15 protein-coding genes are annotated in these 20595 nt (G+C 40.7%); 11 read left to right on the top strand and 4 right to left on the bottom strand.

What is annotated here, in order from left to right:
- Positions 1 to 176 precede the first annotated feature (176 nt).
- The gene (locus tag B4N43_RS10120; protein WP_070570235.1) at positions 177 to 1349 is read left to right on the top strand and encodes a trans-sulfuration enzyme family protein; all 1173 of its coding nucleotides are present in this window, start codon (positions 177 to 179) and stop codon (positions 1347 to 1349) included.
- Positions 1350 to 1436: 87 nt separating this feature from the next.
- On the opposite strand, the gene tpx is transcribed toward B4N43_RS10120, so the two are convergent.
- Complete coding sequence (tpx, locus tag B4N43_RS10115; protein WP_286734480.1) at positions 1437 to 1937, bottom strand: thiol peroxidase; 501 nt, start codon at positions 1935 to 1937, stop codon at positions 1437 to 1439.
- 148 nt (positions 1938 to 2085) lie between these two features.
- Here tpx and B4N43_RS10110 point away from each other — a divergent pair, with 148 nt between their 5' ends.
- The 3 genes from B4N43_RS10110 (at position 2086) to B4N43_RS10100 (ending at position 5223) form a co-directional block, all read left to right on the top strand.
- A complete protein-coding gene (locus B4N43_RS10110) occupies positions 2086 to 3309 on the top strand; it encodes an OmpP1/FadL family transporter (protein ID WP_286734479.1) in 1224 nt (407 codons plus the stop codon).
- 25 nt (positions 3310 to 3334) lie between these two features.
- Positions 3335 to 4639 carry an SGNH/GDSL hydrolase family protein gene (locus B4N43_RS10105; protein WP_286734476.1) on the top strand — a complete coding sequence of 435 codons (1305 nt, stop codon included), beginning with the start codon at positions 3335 to 3337 and terminating at the stop codon, positions 4637 to 4639.
- A 167-nt stretch (positions 4640 to 4806) separates the two neighbouring features.
- The gene (locus B4N43_RS10100) at positions 4807 to 5223 is read left to right on the top strand and encodes an OsmC family protein (protein ID WP_286734475.1); all 417 of its coding nucleotides are present in this window, start codon (positions 4807 to 4809) and stop codon (positions 5221 to 5223) included.
- A gap of 153 nt (positions 5224 to 5376) precedes the next feature.
- Here the strand turns inward: B4N43_RS10100 and B4N43_RS10095 are convergent, their stop codons facing one another.
- On the bottom strand, positions 5377 to 7749 hold the full coding sequence (locus tag B4N43_RS10095) for an outer membrane beta-barrel family protein (RefSeq protein WP_286734473.1): 2373 nt from the start codon (positions 7747 to 7749) through the stop codon (positions 5377 to 5379).
- A gap of 187 nt (positions 7750 to 7936) precedes the next feature.
- On the opposite strand from B4N43_RS10095, the gene B4N43_RS10090 reads away from it, so the two are divergent.
- A complete protein-coding gene (locus B4N43_RS10090) occupies positions 7937 to 9280 on the top strand; it encodes a sensor histidine kinase (RefSeq protein ID WP_088163148.1) in 1344 nt (447 codons plus the stop codon).
- 83 nt (positions 9281 to 9363) lie between these two features.
- A complete protein-coding gene (locus B4N43_RS10085) occupies positions 9364 to 10038 on the top strand; it encodes a response regulator transcription factor (RefSeq protein WP_070570249.1) in 675 nt (224 codons plus the stop codon).
- Between the two features lie 3 nt (positions 10039 to 10041).
- Here the strand turns inward: B4N43_RS10085 and B4N43_RS10080 are convergent, their stop codons facing one another.
- Positions 10042 to 11097: a DUF2157 domain-containing protein gene (locus tag B4N43_RS10080; protein WP_120335049.1), complete on the bottom strand. Its 1056-nt coding sequence runs from the start codon at positions 11095 to 11097 to the stop codon at positions 10042 to 10044.
- A 156-nt stretch (positions 11098 to 11253) separates the two neighbouring features.
- Here B4N43_RS10080 and uvrA point away from each other — a divergent pair, with 156 nt between their 5' ends.
- From uvrA to B4N43_RS10055, 5 genes are all read left to right on the top strand, one after another.
- A complete protein-coding gene (gene uvrA, locus B4N43_RS10075) occupies positions 11254 to 14094 on the top strand; it encodes an excinuclease ABC subunit UvrA (protein ID WP_070570252.1) in 2841 nt (946 codons plus the stop codon).
- A gap of 303 nt (positions 14095 to 14397) precedes the next feature.
- Positions 14398 to 16284, top strand: a complete 1887-nt coding sequence (gene mutL, locus B4N43_RS10070; protein ID WP_286734469.1) for a DNA mismatch repair endonuclease MutL — start codon at positions 14398 to 14400, stop codon at positions 16282 to 16284.
- 12 nt (positions 16285 to 16296) lie between these two features.
- Positions 16297 to 16983 (top strand): rhomboid family intramembrane serine protease, encoded by a 687-nt coding sequence (locus B4N43_RS10065; protein ID WP_286734468.1) that lies wholly within the window; start codon positions 16297 to 16299, stop codon positions 16981 to 16983.
- Positions 16984 to 16994: 11 nt separating this feature from the next.
- Positions 16995 to 17873, top strand: coding sequence for a rhomboid family intramembrane serine protease (locus B4N43_RS10060; protein ID WP_286734465.1), 879 nt, complete (start codon positions 16995 to 16997; stop codon positions 17871 to 17873).
- Positions 17818 to 18981 carry an endonuclease/exonuclease/phosphatase family protein gene (locus B4N43_RS10055; protein WP_244294384.1) on the top strand — a complete coding sequence of 388 codons (1164 nt, stop codon included), beginning with the start codon at positions 17818 to 17820 and terminating at the stop codon, positions 18979 to 18981. Before B4N43_RS10060 ends, B4N43_RS10055 begins: the two co-directional genes overlap by 56 nt.
- Here B4N43_RS10055 and B4N43_RS10050 read toward each other — a convergent pair.
- On the bottom strand, positions 18971 to 20581 hold the full coding sequence (locus tag B4N43_RS10050; protein ID WP_286734464.1) for a S41 family peptidase: 1611 nt from the start codon (positions 20579 to 20581) through the stop codon (positions 18971 to 18973). The genes B4N43_RS10055 and B4N43_RS10050 overlap by 11 nt on opposite strands.
- Positions 20582 to 20595: the final 14 nt, after the last annotated feature.

Genomic DNA, 20595 nt, shown 5'->3' with positions numbered 1-20595 from the left:
TGATTTTGAATTTTCAAAATCTTATTAACTATTAATCAGAAGTAAACAAGGATTTGCGTTCCAAAATCAAACTCTTCTACAAGACAATGAAATAACATTATAAATTTCATAAAATTAAATGATTTCATGCCCCAAAAATGTGGATATAAAATTTTCATCTCGTACCTTTACACATCATGAAACAAGATCAATCTAAAATCATACGTGAACAGGTCGATCGTTCAGCACTTCGCGAACATTCGACTCCTTTATACCTTACATCAAGTTTTATCTTCGACAGCGCTGAACAAGGTCGGGCGGTCTTTGCTGGCGAAGAGGATGCAATGATTTATTCCCGCTATGCTAATCCAAATACTTCAGAATTCATCAACAAAGTTTGTATTCTTGAAGGTGCAGAAGCAGGATTGTCTTTTGCCTCAGGTATGGCAGCAGTATTTGCCTCCTTTGCAGGAATTATCGAAAGTGGAGACCATATCGTTTCTTCACGTGCAATATTTGGCTCTACACATCAGTTATTTACGGAACTCTTCCCACGTTGGGGTGTTACAACAACTTACGTAGACGCGGCTAATCCCGAAGAATGGGAAAAAGCGATCCAGCCAAATACGAAAATCATCTTTTTAGAATCGCCATCCAACCCCGGTCTAGAATTGGTTGATTTGGAATGGTTGGGTAAATTCAAGGAGAAATATCCTCATATCATTCTGTCGATCGACAACTGCTTTGCCACACCTTATCTTCAGAAACCGATTCAATATGGATTTGACCTGGTTATCCATTCGGCGACCAAATATATGGATGGACAGGGTCGTGTTTTGGGTGGAATTGTTGTCGGAAAACAAGAGCTTATCGATAAATTGATGTTCTTTATCCGTCATACAGGCCCGGCATTATCGCCTTTCAATGCCTGGATCATATCAAAAAGTTTAGACACGTTGGGCATCCGTATGGACCGCCATTGTTCTAACGCATTGGCTTTGGCCGAGGCATTGGAAAATCATGCGGAAATTGAGGATGTAAAATATCCATTTTTACCAAGCCATCCACAATATGAGCTGGCCAAGAAACAAATGAAAGCTGGTGGCGGTATTGTAACCTTTGTTGTCAAAGGTGGTTTTGAACGAGCAAAAGCCTTTGTGGATCATTTGGAAATGATTTTATATACTTCTAATTTAGGAGATTCAAGATCAATCGCAACGCATCCAGCTTCAACGACGCATTCAAAATTATCGGAAGAAGAACGTTTGAATCTGGGCATCAAACCAGGCAGTATCCGCCTGTCTGTGGGTCTGGAAGATCAACAAGATATCATCAACGATATCTTGCAGGCTTTAGAGAAAACAAAATAAACATTCGCTTTGTTATAGTTAGCGAATATACATCAACTAAAAAAGCCTTTGCATAAGCAAAGGCTTTTTTATTCACTCACATCCTACTTAATTCAACGATGCGATCGCTGCAGCATAATTTGGCTCATCAGCAATTTCTGCAACTTGCTCTTCATACAACACTTTTCCAGTTTCATCTAATGTAATGACAACACGGCTCAATAAACCCGCCAAAGGTCCGTCCGCAATAGCCAATTGATAAGCGTCAGAAAAGTTTGAATCTTTATACTCTGATAATGTCACGACATTATTTAGACCTTCTGCCGCACAAAAGCGACCTTGTGCAAAAGGTAGATCTTTCGATATACATAACACGACAGTATTATCCAACTGAGAAGCCTCTTTATTAAATGCACGTACGGAAGCGGCACAAGTTCCGGTATCTACACTAGGAAAAATATTCAATACAATTTTTTTTCCTTTGAAGTCTGTAAGAGACTTATCGGAAAGATCGCCCGCAGTTAATTTAAAATCAGGAGCTTGCTCGCCAACCTGTGGTAAACTGCCTTTCGTGTTTACTGGATTGCCTTTAAAAGTGATTGTAGCCATATAATATGATCGTTTAATTTTTAGTATCCTTGCATTTAAAGGTACGAGCAAAAAAAATATTACACAACATTTATTAATTTTAGTCAAACATTTATTATGTTAGCATTGTATTTGAAAGAGGAATGTTAACCAAACAATAAACACTAGTATGAAGAAACTACTATTCTCAATACTTTGTGCAAGTCCGTCACTCTTGTTTGCACAAGGATCACAAGTGAATCTACAAAGTCCCAAGGCAGTGGGAATGGGGGGAGCAGGTTCTGCTTACTTTATAGACGAATCTTCCATTTTCTATAGTCCGGGAGCTTTAGCAAAAATGGACCATAATGCCATATCAGTTGCCGGCAATGCTGTGATGTACAAATCCGCATTTCAAGAGATTGGAAGCACAGTAGTTTATCATACAAAAAACCAAGTTACCCCTCCTTTTTCTGTATTTGCTGCTCTTGGACCCAAAAGCTCCTGGTGGAAAGCAGGTATTGGTATTTATACCCCTTACGGAGGAGCTGTCGATTGGGGGAAAGAATGGATTGGAAAATTCAGCCTAGTAAGTCTTTCTTTACGCGCCATCTATATCCAACCTACACTAAGTATTAAACTAACTGATAACTTCAGTATTGGGGGAGGGTTTGTCTATAATATTGGTACTGTTGATCTAGAAAACTCCGTTCCCGTATTCTATCCAGACGGTCATGCCGGACTAGCTACCCTCAAGGGAACTGGAACTGGCACAGGTTACAATGTAGGTATTCATTACAATCTAGATAATGATTTTGCCTTATCATTAAGTTATCGCTCTAAGGTAGTTACCAAACTTAAAGATGGAGATGCTATTTTCGAGGTACCCGGTGCCGTAGCAAGTAATTTTCCTGCAGGAAATAAGTTTAGTGCAGAATTGCCTTTACCTTCAACTTTTGCTGCGGGAATTGCATTCCCAATTTCGGAAAAATTGAAGATGGCAGTTGATGCCACTGTAATTGATTATGACATATACAAGGAATTAAACTTTGATTATAAAGAAAATACACCTGTACTACAAGATACACGATCACCCAAGAATTACACCAAAGCAGGCTCCATCAAGGCTGGGATTGAATATCTTGCTTCTGAAAAAGTACAATTGCGCGTAGGTGGTGGCTATATCGCAACTCCAGTCGCTAAAGATTATGTGTACCCAGAAACTCCTGATAATAATAGATATTTAATTTCTGGTGGTTTTACGGTTAAACCATCGTCAAAATTTGATATAACGGGCTCTTTTGCATACCAACGCATCATTGCTCGTCAGGCAACTAATGTAGATAGTCATCTCTCAGGGACATATAAAACAAATATATTTGCTCCGGGTATTGGTGTAAGCTATAAATGGTAATTATTGACAGCCAAATTCAACTAAAATGAAAAAAAACAAACTTTATATAGCTGCGGCGTTAGCACTTTTAGCAATCGCCTCGTGCAAGCCTTCGTTGGACGAATATACGCCTTCGGCGGGATCGCTTAATTTTTCAAAATATGTTGCCATCGGAAATTCATTGACTGCTGGGTATGCGGATGGGGGACTGTATCTAGAAGGCCAAAAGGTAGCCTATCCAAATTTAATTGCGGAGCAATTAAAACAAGTGGGTGGTGGTGAGTTCAAATCGCCGTTTTTCAGTGAAGATCAAGCCAATGGTTCTGGCTATATTACGCTTACAGCACTTGTCAATGGACAGCCTGTTACGGCACAGGTAACGGATAAATTGGCCTATCGCTCAGCTTCACCAAAATTATTAACAAAATATACAGATCCGATCAACAACCTTGGTGTACCAGGCATGCGTATGGATATGGCCTTTGCTGCTGGCGTGGGATCCCAAGCTGGAAATATGTACTTCGAACGTTTGCTCCCCGATGCAGATGCGATGAAAACATATTTTGCCTATTCCACCACGCAAAACCATACGTTCTTTAGTTTTGCTTTAGGCAATAACGATGCTTTAGGCTGGGCGACTAACGGTGGTGTAGAAGATGGACCAACATCAACATTGACCTCTACTGCGCTCTTCACGTCTTTATTGGGCAACTATGTAACGACATTAACTGCAGGAGGTCAAAAAGGCGTACTGGCCACAATTCCTGATGTAACAGCAACACCTTATTTTACGACGGTAACCCGTGCAGCTTTATTAGCGGCTGTCAATGCAACAAACCCTCCGACACCGGTAACAAATATCTACATCGCCACAAAGTCAGGTCCTCGTGCAGCTACTGATCAAGATTATTTTGTGCTCCCTTTCTCCTCAACAGGGTTATTGGGGAAACCAAATGCGGCACAAATTCCTTATGGCTTACATCCATTGAATCCTGTGGAAGACAAATACGTACTTGATGTAAGCGAAACGGCAACAGTCGTACAACGTATCAACGAGTATAATGCGGCTATTAAAGCTGCTGCAAACTCAAAAGGTTTGGCCTTAGCTGATGTACACGATTTCTTGAACAATGTAAAAGGCGGTGTCCGCATCAACGGATTAGCCGTTAGTGCAAAATATATTACTGGAAATGCTTTCTCTTTGGATGGTATCCACCTAACACCAATTGGAAATGCCCTAATGGCCAACATCTTCATCAGTGCGATCAATTCAAAATATGGATCGAAGATCCCACAAGTTGACGTAGCAAAATATCGTGGTGTTAAATTACCTGATACTGTTTCAAAATAAACAGTGATCAATATACTGACAAAAGGCAGACGAATAATCGTCTGCCTTTTTTGTATATTTGTTTAGTATAGATTGAACTGAAAGAAACTCGTTTTGATTGTAGAAAGGGTGACTTACTGTCTCGCGTTCCACAGCCTAAACGAGCAAAAAAAATAAAATAGAATAAGATGAAAATCAAATTAAACCGTGTCAACCAAGCTGTGCATTTCGAAGCCAGCAGTGAATTATCCCCTGTCAAAGTCAACATTGATGGCTCGGAAGCTATCGGCGGTGAAGGAAAAGGTGTTCGTCCAATGGAATTGGTTTTAATGGCACTGGGTTCTTGCAGCGTCTTTGACCTCCATAGCATACTGGTAAAACAACGCCAACAAATTGACGATATCCAGGTCGAAGTTGAAGGTAAACGCCGGGAAGAAATTCCACAAGTATTTACATATATTCACATTAATTTTTTCCTAAAAGGTGAAATTGATGAGGTAAAAGCAGCCAAAGCGGCTGAATTAGCCGTTAAAAAGTATTGCTCAGTACACGATATGCTTGCCGCTGGTGGTATTAATATCACGTATTCGTTGAAAATAAACTAAGAAAATACTTTCTTAGCATCTGATAATCCTCCACATGCGATGTGGAGGATTATTGTTTTTAATGAATGCTACATCCATTTCCTTTACCAATGTATTATGAATAAAATAGGTACAGGGAATCGGAAGGATTTAACTTTACTAAGGTTAACTGATTTACAAACGATTCTGCTCTTCTGTTCTAGTGGGTTGATTACTGCTTTTGACTTTCTGATTTCCAAAATGATACCGCAGCGTCAGATTTACTTTTCTGGTATCCCGATAGTCCCTATAAAAATTATTTTGATCGCCGTACTTGGATGATATCGTCATTTTCTCTGTTTTGAAAATATCTATAAATGATAGATTTACTTCAAATTTCTTTTTAAAGAATTTTCGATTTGTCATCACATAGGTACTTGAATACCCTGTAATATTAAATGGCCCCTGTATCGTGGGCGATGTAAATGTATTACCCAGTTCAAGGTTCCAACCGGCATCCTTATTCAGCACATAGTTGGTGCTTACGTTTCCGTTGCCGATATACACATCATTCTTGTGCAATACGTCATCAGTCCCCATAAAGTAATTCTGGTTATACATCCCCTCTAGCTGCAGATTCAATCCCCAGCGTCCGGTCAGCTGAAAACTCTTTCCTAAGTCTATCCCCGCCCCTTGTCCTTTCTTGATATTGGTATATTGGAAAATCAGTTGATGATTGTTGTTATCTTGGCGGGAAATTTCCATATTGGGCCACTTTTCAAATCGGTAGAAGAGATCAATATTCCAGTTGTTTTTTGTCCAGGTCAGATTGAGGTTATGAACGATCGTCGCCCTTAAACGTGGATCTCCCTGAAAATAAGAAAAACGATTGTAATAGGATTTTGCAGGATTAAGCCAAGAGTAAGAAGGTCGGCTGATACGCTTTCCATAGGAAAAACCAAACTGCTGATCGTCAGTCAAGGCATATTGCATGTAAAATGTCGGAAAGAGCACAAAATAATCACGCTTATTAATATCAGCTGGTTCGGATACAATACCTTCCAAATCGGTATATTCTCCCCTTAGACCTGCTTTCCAGCTCCATTTTTTCCAGGCATAGTCCAATGAGCCATACAAAGCCACATTACGTTCTTTGTAATCAAACACACTACTCTTATCAGGCCTTTGCTCGAGCTTGCCTGATTCATCGTCAAAGAAAGTAAGGGTACTCGTCGTTTTCACATCGCTAAATTTTCCACCAAACTCCAGCCCCAGCTTCTTTATTTTTCCGGTGAAATCTATCTGTGAAGAAAAAAGCCGATTTTTATTTCCATTATTACTGATAAATCGGGTATCTGTGGGTTGCTCCCCCTTAAATCGCAGTGCCGTCAGCACGTCTTGATCATTTGTCGAATGATTGTCAGTGAAGTAGGATGACCAATTTATGCTCCACCTGGAATTAAGCTTCTTTGTTACCTGAAGGTAGAGGTTATTCGTTTTTGTCGATCGTTGATGATCATTGGTGGTAAAATAACTGGACTCCTGTACATGATTTTTATCGTATATAATGGTGGGCACCTCATAAATACCATAGGTTTTCGGCCCGTAATAACCATTTAGTCCAGCATTAACCGTCCAGGTTGTATCGGGTGTATAGTCTATCGAAAACACATAGCTGTTCTGACTGTTATTGGTATCAAATCGATCCATGACACCTTCCCATGAGGTTTGATCATTCGGATAATAAACATAATTCGTTTCATAGCGTGCGTAAGTCCCTCGTCCGAAATTATAAGTACCTCGAAGATTGAATTTTTCATTTTTATAATACTGGGTCAGTCCAAACAGTTGCTTCCAGGTACTGCTTTTTTCGGCCAATGCAACCACCGAGCCTCTATAGCCATATAGGTTGGATTTGGAAAGTTTAATATTGATAATCGTGCTTCCCTCAGCTTCATATTTTGCAGGTGGATTGGTAATAACCTCTATCGATTGCACGTCGCTACCTGCTGTATTCTCCAGATAGGTTTTCAGTTCGTCCCCCGTGAGCATTACTTTTCGATCATTAATGAGGACAACAATATTTTTGTTCCCCCGGACCATTAAATCCGCACCATTCACCATCACCAATGGCGTACGCTTCAAAATATCCCAGCTATTGAGTGCTGAAAGATTGGAATTCTGAACGTTGAACTCTAAGCGATCCAACTTGCGGATCAATCGGGGAGCTCGACCCACGACCTGTGCTTCTTCGAGTACCTTTGCTTCGGGAAGGAGCTCAAGTAACAAAGGGCGTGAAATGGTATCGCTGCGAAAAAAAAGTTCCTGAGACTTGAAGTTCAGATAGGTTGTCCGTAGATAGTATCCACTAGGATGATCCAGCGTAACTACAAATTTTCCAAAATGGTCAGTCTTCACTTCACGGATCTCTTGATAGTTGCTATCCAATAGCATAACGGTCGCACCCGCCAGCACAATTTTGTTTGCATCCTGTACTTGTCCCCCGATTTGTTTAGTCTGCGCCGAAAGCAACAGGGGGAAAGTCAGAAAAAATAGGATCAATTTCATGTACAAATAATTAGTCTTTTAATTCTAGTATAGCTTATCCGCATTATTCTATTTGACAATCGCGGCCATTTCATATGCTGATATTCTATGCTTCAAAAGTGTCTATAGTGACGGCAAATAATGGTTAATAAAGGGTTAATACTGGGTTAAGGTATATTATCTTAGCCCTCAGCAGTTATATTTGTATATGGAATTGAAGCCCAAAAGTTATATCGTTCTCTTTACATTATTTTTTGCCGTTCTTATCGGCATACAGAGCTATCAATTACACAACACCTATCAGCTCAAACAACGCGATATTTTTACCACGGTGAAAAATAAGCTGAGCAAGCTCCATGAAAATGATAGGCTTTTTGATGATGATTTAATGAGCAAAGACATTGCAAGAGATTACTACATCAAATTGGTTAAACATGAGATAACGGCCGAAAAACTAAAAGAGCTATACCGCACAAACGCCCATAAAACATCCCAAAAGCTTACACGATACGTCGACAGCTTATTTAAACCCTTGGGAATGGATGTTATCCTGAAAAAGGAAATTTTGGGTATCTACTTTAAGAACCTAGAAAAACAGATTGCGGCTGGTCCAATCACGGTTTACATAACGAATGGGACATTTCGTCAGCCTGTAGAACTCTCTTCAAGCGAGTGGATAACAGAAAAAACGGAAACACAGAAAGTCAAAGACAGTATCCAAAGCAGGGAGATCTTGTACACCTTTTTTGTTCACCGGAAGACTTCCTTTGAGGTGACAAATCTCAACTGGATATTGTTCAGGGAACTCACTTCGCTTCTACTGAGCACCCTATTTATTCTGGCCGCTTTTCTTTGGCTTTTTTATAGAACCATTCAGAATCTCCGAAAACAGCAGAAACAGATCACTGTACTGCACGATGTCGTCGACAATATTTCACATGAACTCAAAACACCTATTGCAACCCTGAAAATTGCTGCTAAAACACTTCGGAAATCAACAGACGAAAGCATTATAACCGTCATTGAACGACAAGTAAATCGCTTGGAACAAACCCTTGATCCACTTAACGAAAATCTTCAAACTATTGATCAGCCTCCTGTTAAAAGCACAGAACTACAAGCTATTTTCGACGATTTTCAACTGACCAACTCCGCTATTGCATTCCAATTAAGTCTCTTGCCTGACGGCAAACTATGCCTGAGCCCAAATGATGCGACAACACTATTTCAGAACCTGATGAACAATGCCGTAAAATATGGTGCAACTTGGATTAATATCTCTTTTGAGGATCAGAAAGGCAAACTCTCGGTTTATATACAGGATAACGGTTACGGCATGGAGGAGTCCGAGCTACCCTATATTTTCGACAAGTTTTACCGCATCCAAAAAGACAATATTCACGACACCAAAGGCCTGGGAATAGGTCTTTTCCTTGTAAAAAAAATCGTCGATCGTTATCACGGACAACTTACTGTAACCAGCGAACCCAATGTCGGGACTACGTTTAAAATCCAGCTGCCGCATGCGCTTGTCCCATCATCGGAAATATGACCAAAAACAAGGATAAGCTGTGAAAAGACAATAGACGGCCATAGACTAAAGTATTTATATTAACTCAACTACTGAAAACAAAAATGAATAAAATATTACTCGTTGAAGACGATCCCGATTTTGGTTTTATGCTTAAGCAATACCTTGAGCTATCCACATTTGCCATAGACTGGATAGCACAGCCCAATGATCTTACGGAAAATTTCCAGCAGCTAGCCGATTACGATCTGGTTATACTGGATGTTATGCTTCCTCAAATCAGTGGTTTTAGCCTCGCCAAAGAAATCAATGCACTATACCCTACTTTACCCTTTATCTTTTTAACAGCCAAAGAGCAAAAAATAGATAAGCTCACGGGACTAAAAATCGGTGCCGATGATTATGTCACTAAACCTTGTGATCCCGAGGAACTATTGCTTCGCATACAAAATATATTAAAGCGGAATCAGAAAAATAGTACTCCAAAATCGATCGCCATCGGGAGCTATCTATTCCATCCTGAACAATTATTATTAAGCCATGCTTCGAAACAATATAAGCTCACTGAACGTGAAGCCCAACTTCTCCTCTTTCTATGGCAACACAATGATCAGCTTGTCACGCGTGAAGAAATCCTTGAAAAAGTATGGGGAAATGCAGATTTCTTCACAGGAAGGAGCATGGATGTCTTTATTACCCGGATCCGCAAATATTTAAGCCTGGATCCTAATCTGAGCATCAGTTCGAATAGAGGTGTCGGATTTACGATTCAATTTTAAGAGTTATCCAGCAATCTCTTCCTTCCGTTTGTTCCATAATTTCTCTGCCCAACGGCCGACAAACCAAAAGGACACGGCCAAAATTAAAAAGAACACTGCTCTATTGATATTATCCCAGAGATACTCGACATAGCGGGTATAGATATTGAGCACTAAAAATACAAAGCCTACTTCTCTGCTGACGTTATCTTTCGCTTTTAAGCCGTAGACAACCAGGAATACCGACACGGCAGTGGATAAAATACCCCAGTAGAACATATGGTATTGACGTACAGTCGTCCATTCATAGAAATCAGCATAATTTCCAAAAATAGAAAGGGTCCACAAGGATACCATCAGATAGATCAATCCCACAATATAACTGATGGGCTGAAAGATTTGTAGCCTTTCAAACCTGGGTTGAACCCAAACAGCCAACGCGGTTATCAGTGCCCCAAAAATGGTAAAACGCAGCGGGTAGTTCATCCCCCAAAACTTAAATCCCCAATTGCTATGGTAGGCGGTCTCGGTCGCAAACCATACTCCCAAGGCCAAAAGCATAAACGTCCAGATCAATTTACTGTCGAGCTTAACGGCAAGAAAGCCATAAATCGCCACGGAGAGTAAAAATAACAGGGAATAGTGCATCGTATCTTTATCCAATACTTTACCCATAAACCCGATACAGGCCGCAGTTCCGAAAACTCCAATCAGCATCATGGTTTCCGTAGATAGATTTTTATAAGGATAGCGTTTCTTATACCGAAAACCCAGCGTATAGAATAATACAGCCACGGCAGCGAAAAAGAAGCAAAATAGGATATTAGGTGCTTCGTAGAGTGTATCCACAAAGGCCAAGAATGATGCATCTGTAAACAACGAAAAGACAGCGAAGACCAGAGATGCCAAGGCAATCCAAAAGGCATATCTAGCCAGTTGTCCCCAATCAAAACTTTTCACGTCTAAACTATCCATCAGCTCGTTCGCTTTTTGCTCATCTAATAAGTTCTCTTTCTTCCAAAATTGGACAATATCGTCGATCGATTGTTTCTCTTGTTTGCTGACGTCGTATTTTCGCATAAATTTAGATTTACTGTGCAAGGTACATTATTTTTTTAAATCACTTGTATATCACATTTTGTTCCAAAAGTCAGAAATGCTCGCATAATTCCTTTAAAATCTGTAATTTTGCATGTTTTGCATTTAATCCCTCACACGGGACCTTAAGGAGTTTTCATGGCAGTAAAAAGAAGCCCAGATTTGGGCGAACAAAGTGAAGTTCAGGTATTTGGAGCGCGTGCGCATAATCTAAAAAATATAGATGTTTCTTTTCCGAGAAATGAATTGGTTGTTATCACAGGTTTAAGTGGCAGCGGAAAGTCTTCCTTGGCTTTTGACACCATTTATGCCGAAGGACAACGTCGGTATATGGAGACATTCAGTGCCTACAGCCGTCAGTTTTTGGGAGGCATGGAACGTCCGGATGTGGACAAGATATCGGGCTTAAGTCCAGTGATCTCCATTGAACAGAAAACCACCAGCAAAAACCCGAGGTCCACTGTTGGGACCATTACTGAGGTGTATGACTTTATGCGTCTACTATTTGCCCGAGCAGGAGAAGCTTTCTCCTATGTGACTGGGAAGAAAATGGAGCGTATGTCGGACGATCAGGTTATCGAACGGATTTTGACTGAGTTTGAAGGACAGGCACTGAACATCCTGGCACCAGTGGTTAAGGGGCGTAAAGGCCACTACCGTGAGTTGTTTGAACAAATCCGTAAGCAAGGCTATGTGAAAGTACGTGTGGATGGAGAAATATTGGACCTTGTTCCAAAAATGCAGGTTGACCGCTACAAAATACACGATATTGAAATCGTCGTAGATCGTCTGAAAGTAGAGCGTGAAGATAAAAAGCGCTTACAAACTTCCGTGATGCAGGCGATGAAAACAGCGAAAGGTATCATCAAGGTCTCCACGAAAGATAATCAGGAGCAATTCTATAGCCGTTATCTCATGGATGCCGAATCGGGGATCTCTTATGATGAGCCACAGCCAAATACCTTCTCATTCAATTCCCCATACGGTGCGTGTCCGACATGTGATGGTTTGGGCTATATTTTTGAAATTGATAAGAATGCCGTTATCCCGGATAAAAAACTAAGTATTCAAAAAGGTGGTTTGGCCCCTTTGGGACCTACCCGGGAAAATTGGACTTCGGAAGTATTGAAAGCTGTCGCAAAAAAATTAGATTTTACCATTACAACACCGCTTGAAAAACTAACTGAAGAACAGATTGACCAGCTTTTATTTGGCAATAAGGAAGAGCCTATCGTTGTCACCGTATCTTATGGAAGTTATGGCACACGTGAATATCGTGTTGAATTTGAAGGAATCTTTAAGATGCTGGAAGAGTTTTCGGGAAAATCATCGGATGAGGCACCTTCTTTAGATGACTTCAGAACGAAAGTGACCTGTCCAACCTGTGCGGGAGCGCGTCTGAAAAAAGAATCTTTACATTTTAAAATTGCGGATAAAAACATCCATGAGCTCTCAACGATGGACATTACATCCATCAAAGAATGGTTTGATCAGGTAGAAAGCAAACTTGATGAACGCCAGCTCATTATTGCAACAGAGATTTTAAAGGAAATCCGCGCACGTTTAGGCTTCCTGCTGGATGTCGGCCTAAATTACTTGACCTTGGACCGTACAGCTAAAACACTTTCGGGTGGTGAAGCACAGCGGATCCGTTTGGCCACACAGATTGGTTCCCAACTGGTGAATGTACTTTATATTCTGGATGAACCGAGTATTGGGCTCCATCAGCGGGATAACGAACGTTTGATCAATGCGCTTAAAAACCTACGCGATATTGGCAATTCGGTCCTTGTTGTGGAACATGACAAAGACATGATCCTACATGCCGACCATGTTATCGACATGGGACCTGCTGCAGGCGTTCATGGTGGGACTGTGGTTGCCGAAGGTACACCAACAGAAATCCTAAAATCGAACTCTTTAACAGCAGCTTACCTCAACGGGACAAAAGAGGTTAAGATTCCCGAGAAACGCCGTGAGGGCAATGGAAAAACATTGTCATTACATGGAGCAACCGGACATAACTTAAAAAATCTGTCTGTCTCTTTTCCATTAGGAAAACTCATTGTTGTATCGGGTGTTTCAGGTTCGGGTAAATCAAGCCTAATCACAGGTACTTTATACCCGATTTTGAATAAACATTTTTTCAGAGCCAAAGCAATTCCACTTCCTTTCAAAAAAATTGAAGGGTTAGAACATATTGACAAAGTCATCGAGATCGACCAAAGTCCTATCGGCCGTACACCACGGTCCAACCCTTCGACCTATACCGGTGTATTTTCGGATATCAGAACCTTGTTTGTTCAACTTCCAGAAGCTAAGATCAGAGGCTATAAACCAGGAAGATTTTCCTTTAACGTCAAAGGTGGTCGTTGTGAAACCTGTCAGGGAGCCGGGCTGAAAGTCATCGAAATGAATTTCCTTCCCGATGTACAGGTTCCTTGTGAAACATGTCACGGAAAACGCTACAACCGAGAAACTTTAGAGGTACGCTACAAAGGAAAATCCATTTCCGATGTACTTGATATGAGCATCAACGATGCTGTGGATTTCTTCGAAAATGTACCGAGTATTTACCGAAAGATCAAAACACTGCAGGATGTAGGTTTGGGTTATATCACCTTAGGACAGTCCTCCACAACCTTATCGGGAGGTGAGGCACAACGGGTAAAATTGGCTACTGAACTTTCTAAAAAAGACACTGGAAATACATTCTATATCCTTGATGAACCGACAACAGGTCTTCACTTTGAAGATGTCAATGTCCTTATGGGCGTTATCAATCGTCTGGTCGAGCGCGGGAATACCATTTTGATTATTGAGCATAACCTTGATGTCGTTAAATCGGCCGATTGGGTCATTGATATCGGTCCCGAAGGTGGCAAAGACGGCGGGCAGGTTCTATTTGAAGGAACACCTGAAAACTTAATTAAAAATAATAAAAGCGAAACAGCACGTTTCTTAAAATTGGAAATGTAATGCCTTTGAAACGGCAGCCGCGAAGTATTATGTTTCACGGCTGCTGTTTGCCCGGGATGGCTCGGTTATTGCGCAGGAATGTTTTCCAACTCCTTGGGCTTTGTCTTACAGGGGCAATAGATATCGAACACTGACGTTGACGGCCGAGGAATAGGACACAACTATTTATCAATGCCATCCATTTTCATTTGTATAAATGAACACATTAAAGGTTTTTGCTTTTAAAGAACATACGGAATGTCCAGTTGATTTTCATCAGTGTTTATACGCTGTAAATATGGATATTTCTTAACTTTGTATTATATGTCGGATATTATTCAATTACTTCCAGATAATGTTGCTAATCAGATTGCGGCGGGAGAAGTGGTGCAGCGACCAGCGTCTGCCATTAAAGAATTGATTGAGAATGCTATTGATGCTGGAGCTGACAAAATAAAACTTATTGTTAAAGATGCAGGCAAGTCATTGATCCAGGTCATTGACAATGGCTGTGGCATGAGCGTAACTGATGCTCGTCTTTGTTTTGAACGTCACGCAACATCGAAAATTCGTAAGGCTGAAGACTTATTCGCTATCCGTACGATGGGTTTCCGTGGCGAAGCAATGGCATCCATTGCTGCGATTGCACAGGTAGAGCTCAAAACACGCCGCATTGAAGATGAACTGGGTACAGTTGTTGAGATCGAGGGATCAAAAGTTGTCAACCAATACCCGGAAGCTGTTGCTGCCGGAACAAATATTTTAGTTAAAAATCTTTTTTACAATATTCCTGCACGGCGGAACTTCCTAAAGAGCAACTCGGTAGAAATGCGTCATATCATTGATGAATTTCAACGTATTGCCTTATCAAATCCACAGATTTTCCTAACCCTACATAGCGACGGAAATGAGATCTACCATTTGCCGGCTGAGACGCTGAAACAACGTATTGTCCATATTTTTGGCAACAATTACAATCAGCGACTTGTCCCGGTGGAAGAAGATACATCCATCATCAAGGTAGAAGGTTTTGTTGGGAAACCTGAATTTGCAAAAAAAACACGTGGTGAACAGTTTTTCTTTGTCAACAAACGCTTTGTACGTGATCCATACCTGCACCATGCAGTCATGAATGCTTATGAAGATATTTTACAGGCCGAAACATTCCCTTTCTATGTATTATTTATCGACATAGATCCTGCACGCATCGATATCAACGTACACCCTACCAAGACCGAAATTAAGTATGAAGACGATAAGGCTATTTACGCCATTATCCGTTCAGCCGTAAAAAGATCGTTGGGACGGTACAATATCATGCCATCTTTGGATTTTGAACAGGAAACAAGCTTCACCAATCTTATTACAAAAAAGGCATTGGATGAAATTATCGTTCCAACGGTAACTTTTAATCCAGACTTCAATCCATTTGATACAGACAAATCAAAATCTGGCTCGAGCTACACACGCTCAGAAAGCTACGCTGAAGGACTCAGTAAGAAAACAGGTGGCATACCCAGCAATTGGGATTCCCTGTACCAAATCGTCGAAGAGGAGGAATCTGTTCAGCTGCCATTGCATGCGGAGCCGGAATTGCATACGGATAGCTCACAGGCCATTCAGGTCGAAGATAAGTCATCCTCAAAGCTCTTTTTTCAGCTCCATAATAAATATATTGTTTCTCAGATTCACTCTGGATTTATTCTAATCGATCAACAGGCTGCACATGAGCGTATTCTCTTTGAGCAATTTCTTGCGCAACTGGACCAACATAAAGGTCTGAGTCAACAAAGTTTGTTTCCACAGACTTTGGACCTAAATGCTGCAGATAATGAATTAATGAAAGACCTTTTGGAGGACATCAATGGCTTAGGCTTTCAAATTCGTGAATTTGGAAAAAATTCCTATATTATTGACGGAATTCCTGCAGACTTAGGGACAGGATTCGACGAAATAAAGATGATTGAGAAAATATTGGAGGATTACAAAAACAATCAATCTGAGTATAAGCTCGCTAAGCGCGAAAGTCTTGCAAAAAGCCTTGCCCGTAATGCGGCCATTAAACCTGGTACCGCGTTGGACAATACAGCAATGGCAGAGCTTGTGGACAGACTATTTGCCTGTCACTCACCCAATATCTCCATCTATGGCAACCCTGTGATTGTAACATTTACATTGCAAGAATTAGCGGAAAAATTTGGCAAAAATTAGAAGATAAAATATATGTTTCCACAACTGACACCTGTTATCAAGAATTTATTGATCATCAATATTATATTTTATATTGGATCACAACTTGTACCTGTAGCATATGATTATCTTGCGGTCTATTATCCGGACTCCCCTTATTTTAAAATCTGGCAGGTGATCACGCATATGTTTATGCATGACAAGAAAGATATTAGTCATATCTTCTTCAATATGTTTTCCCTGGTCATGTTCGGTCCTATGATTGAGCAGGTCCTTGGTTCAAAACGTTTTTTAAATTTCTACCTGGTTTCGGGAATCGGTGCCTGGTTTCTTTATACAGCTGTAAATGGTATACAACTCTATAATGCGACAGGTTCTTTCGCTCCACTTCACGGCTTAAGCGGAAACGAACTTATTGCGATGGCCAATACCGGAAATAATGAAGCCCTAACTTACCTCATTCCGATGCTAGGAGCCTCAGGAGCTATTTATGGTGTTCTATTGGCATTTGCCTATCTTTTTCCAAACATACCGCTTCAATTTTTGTTTATTCCTGTACCAGTCAAAGCGAAGTATATGATCGGTGGATTTATCCTCATCGAAATTTATATGAGTTTGTCTAGACCAGGGGATTCTGTGGCTCACCTGGCTCATGTCGGTGGTGCACTATTTGGCTATCTACTGCTTAAACTGTGGAAGATTAGAAAAGGAATTTATTAATATCGTGCGCAATGAATAACATCGGTTTAAAAGATTTTTGGAGACAAACCTATAAAACTGGCTCGCCTGTACCTTTGGTGATCAGTATTCAGGTCTGTTTATTTGTCCTCATTTATTTTTTAGACCTGCTCTTCGAATTAAAAATTGTACCACAAAGCTTTTTGGAACCTACGGTGCGTCTATTAAGTTTACCGAGTAATTTCTCAAGCTTTATTGCACAACCCTGGTCATTGGTTACATCGAATTTCGTTTACGTCAAGCTCTGGACCATACTTTTTGATAGTCTCTGGCTCTATTGGGTCGGTCAGATCTTCTTTACCTTCTTAAACAAACGGCAATTTCTATTTGTCTATATTGCTTCGTGGTTGCTCGGCAGTCTTCTTTATGTGGGCTTTGGGTCACTTATTCCCGTTTCTGATAGCGTGCAGCTCATGGGCGGCTCTCTCCCCCTGGCAGCGATATTGGCAGCAATTGTTACTTTGGTTCCCAAGTACGAATTACGCTTCCTGCTTATTGGTACTGTTAAGCTAAAATTAGTGGCCATTGTTTATTTTGGGCTAGAATTTCTTGCCCTTACGATGACCAATCGACCTGCTGCCATCTCGTATTTTGCAGTTATACTTTTTGGAATGGGATTCACTTATGCGCTAAAATCGGGAATGGACTGGTCTACGATTTTTCAGAAAAAACAACAGAAGCCTGCAAAAATGAAAGTCGTTGTAGGTAACAATATTCCGACAAATCGGAAACATCGTTATGACTTACCCAATCAGGACGAAATCGATGCTATCTTAGATAAAATTTCTGTTTCTGGCTACGACAGTCTAACGAACCATGAAAAAGAAACGCTCTTTAGGGCAAGCAATAGTGGTGACAAGGTTGATGGATAAAAGGACATTTTTAAGAAGAAAACTGGGCTTTATAAGTAAAACAATGTTCCTGGCAAATATGCTTGCGATCGTTGCATTACTTATGAGCTATTCGGCGACCTTCATTAATCCAAAATCTTTTTGGCCCATTGCATTTATGGGCCTGGGCTACCTTCCGATCCTCCTCATTAATATTGGATTTATCTTTTACTGGCTACTCCGCAAACGGAAAATTGCACTTTATTCACTCGTTACAATCCTCATTGGATGGCCTTTTTTGACTAAACATTGGAACATTCGCAAAGAGAATGCCCCTGTATCCTCCGAGACACGTACCCTTCGCATCATGACCTTCAATGCTCATTTGTTCAAAAAAGTAAACGATGAGAAAAAAAACTTTAAAGCCGACGTTGTCCGAATTATTGACAGCATATCTCCCGATGTGATCTGCTTTCAGGAATATATTAGCAAGATTAAAGGAAAACATGTGTTCTCAGAGGAATTCAAAGATAAACTGGGCTATGATTATTTTTTCTTTGAGCCTAGTTCTAAAAACGATTACGAGGCTTATGGAATGGCTGTCCTATCCCGCTTCCCAATCTATGATTCAGGTACCATCAGAGACAACGATTACGGAATCAACCGGATTAGTTATGTAGATATCAAAAAACAGGATACACTGATCCGCATTTACAATATACATTTACGTTCTTTTGCGCTTCAAAATGAAGACAAGGAATTTATCCAAAATCTGTCGAATAATAATGAATCGGATAATTCGAGGACACGTAAATTGAGCCGTAAACTTAAGAATGCCTTCGAGCTTCGTAGCGAACAGGCGCATTCGTTAAAGAAACACATGAATGAATGTCAATATCCTTATATTGCGGTAGGTGATTTCAATGATACGCCAATGAGCTACTCGGTCAATCTAATTGGAGACAGGCTGTATAATGCATTTAAGGAGAAAGGTAATGGCTGGGGAGTAACCCATCATGCCCTGCTTCCGATATTCCAGATCGATTATATTTTTGCCAGTCCGAAATTTCAGGTAATGAATTATCAGATTGTCAAACAGAAATTGTCGGATCATTATCCTGTATGGTCTGATCTTAGACTTAAACCTTAGGCATTTGATACCCCAACGTTTTAAGACCTATTTCAATAAATTTATCCCTTCGGTTTTTGATTTTGTAATACGCTTCACGACCAAAATAATACCGACCGACCAAGGCCTCGATATCGGATTGAATTAAATCATGTAAGTTTTTTGCTTCTTTGGCTGTGACCGCGATCCGCTTTTGGCTATTAAGATATGAAATGAATAGATCAAATTCTGTTGCTGGCAAGTGATAGCCACTAATAAAATTTTCGATAGAATATGCCGGCAGATGTTTCGTGAAACGATCATAAACAAACTCTTCGATCGCATTGGAATGAAATATCTCGCGGTACTTGGCACTGGTTTCATTGGTGTCAATCGGGATAGTCACGTCCGGAAGAATACCGCCACCACCGAAGACAAGCTTTCCTTTACTGGTTGTAAACATTTCCTTTTGACTGAATTCGGTATCCATTGTCCATAGATCGAAGCCTGTCATGTATTTTGCTGCATCAAAATTAGCGCGTGTGTATTTTCGCTGAATGCATCTTCCAAGAGGGGTATAATAGCGAGCGACAGTCAGATTGATTGCAGAACCGTCTGAAAAATCAAATTGCTCTTGCACCAAACCTTTGCCATAGGACCTGCGGCCGACAATCGTTGCCCGATCCAAATCCTGAAGAGCACCGCTCAAGATTTCGCTTGCTGATGCTGTGCTTTCATTGATCAGCACAATGACCCGGCCATCACCAAAATCACCCGCCTTCTCAGAATAGAAATCCTGGCGTAGTTCATTCGCACCCTCGGTATACATCAACAGTCTCTTTTCTTTGAAAAATTGACCAGCCAGATCAATTGCCGTATGTACAAATCCGCCACCATTATTACGTAGGTCCAAAATAAGATCTTGAGCTCCGCTTTTTCGTAAGTCAATGAGTGACTGCCGGAATTCATCCGCTGTCTTATGTCCAAATCTTCGAATTTTCACATAAGCTGTTTTCGGAGCGATCATATACGATGCATCTAAACTCGAAACATTTACCTGATCACGAATGACTTTTATTGGATTGCCCAATACTACTCCATTGCGTTGAATGGAGATCAATACAGCTGTCCCCTTCTTTCCGCGGATCAGTTTTTCAATTTCGGATTCCGCAACCTTTCTTCCGACAAGATCCTTATTTCCGATCTTTAAAATGCGGTCGCCAATACGCATACCTGCTTTTTCAGCGGGACCAGCTGCAACCATCCCAACAACAAGTAGCGTATCTTTCAGGCGAAAGTACTCTACTCCGATACCATCAAATGTTCCCTCAAGAGTTTCTTGCTTTGCTAGCACTTGATTGGGTTTCAAAAAGGTGGAAAAAGGATCCAGGCGGGAAACAACATGCTCAATGGCTTCATCCTGCACGGTGTCTATACTGACATTGTCGACGTAATTCTCGGAAATTAACTGAATGAGATATTGTAATTTATCGGAATTGCCATTGGAGCGCAAACTTGAAAAGGTGGTTTTCTGGTTACTTCCCTGCTCCTCGGCATAATTTTGTCCCAACAGCAAGCCGAGAAGCAATACTGCAGCATATGTAGCGGCTACAAAAATATTTCGTTTAATACTTTTCTGCATGGGAAATCTTCATG

Source organism: Sphingobacterium sp. UBA1897, assembly GCF_002337775.1.
Taxonomy (GTDB): Bacteria; Bacteroidota; Bacteroidia; order Sphingobacteriales; family Sphingobacteriaceae; genus Sphingobacterium; species Sphingobacterium siyangense.
Note: the sequence above shows the minus strand (reverse complement) of the source record. Positions and strands in the feature narration are given on the sequence as shown.

What these genes read in the sequence shown, in the direction of transcription:
- B4N43_RS10120 (WP_070570235.1), top strand. Translation starts at nt 177, where the DNA reads ATGAAACAAGATCAATCTAAAATCATACGTGAACAGGTCGATCGTTCA.
- tpx (WP_286734480.1), bottom strand. Translation starts at nt 1,937, where the DNA reads ATGGCTACAATCACTTTTAAAGGCAATCCAGTAAACACGAAAGGCAGT.
- B4N43_RS10110 (WP_286734479.1), top strand. Translation starts at nt 2,086, where the DNA reads ATGAAGAAACTACTATTCTCAATACTTTGTGCAAGTCCGTCACTCTTG.
- B4N43_RS10105 (WP_286734476.1), top strand. Translation starts at nt 3,335, where the DNA reads ATGAAAAAAAACAAACTTTATATAGCTGCGGCGTTAGCACTTTTAGCA.
- B4N43_RS10100 (WP_286734475.1), top strand. Translation starts at nt 4,807, where the DNA reads ATGAAAATCAAATTAAACCGTGTCAACCAAGCTGTGCATTTCGAAGCC.
- B4N43_RS10095 (WP_286734473.1), bottom strand. Translation starts at nt 7,749, where the DNA reads ATGAAATTGATCCTATTTTTTCTGACTTTCCCCCTGTTGCTTTCGGCG.
- B4N43_RS10090 (WP_088163148.1), top strand. Translation starts at nt 7,937, where the DNA reads ATGGAATTGAAGCCCAAAAGTTATATCGTTCTCTTTACATTATTTTTT.
- B4N43_RS10085 (WP_070570249.1), top strand. Translation starts at nt 9,364, where the DNA reads ATGAATAAAATATTACTCGTTGAAGACGATCCCGATTTTGGTTTTATG.
- B4N43_RS10080 (WP_120335049.1), bottom strand. Translation starts at nt 11,097, where the DNA reads ATGCGAAAATACGACGTCAGCAAACAAGAGAAACAATCGATCGACGAT.
- uvrA (WP_070570252.1), top strand. Translation starts at nt 11,254, where the DNA reads ATGGCAGTAAAAAGAAGCCCAGATTTGGGCGAACAAAGTGAAGTTCAG.
- mutL (WP_286734469.1), top strand. Translation starts at nt 14,398, where the DNA reads ATGTCGGATATTATTCAATTACTTCCAGATAATGTTGCTAATCAGATT.
- B4N43_RS10065 (WP_286734468.1), top strand. Translation starts at nt 16,297, where the DNA reads ATGTTTCCACAACTGACACCTGTTATCAAGAATTTATTGATCATCAAT.
- B4N43_RS10060 (WP_286734465.1), top strand. Translation starts at nt 16,995, where the DNA reads ATGAATAACATCGGTTTAAAAGATTTTTGGAGACAAACCTATAAAACT.
- B4N43_RS10055 (WP_244294384.1), top strand. Translation starts at nt 17,818, where the DNA reads ATGAAAAAGAAACGCTCTTTAGGGCAAGCAATAGTGGTGACAAGGTTG.
- B4N43_RS10050 (WP_286734464.1), bottom strand. Translation starts at nt 20,581, where the DNA reads ATGCAGAAAAGTATTAAACGAAATATTTTTGTAGCCGCTACATATGCT.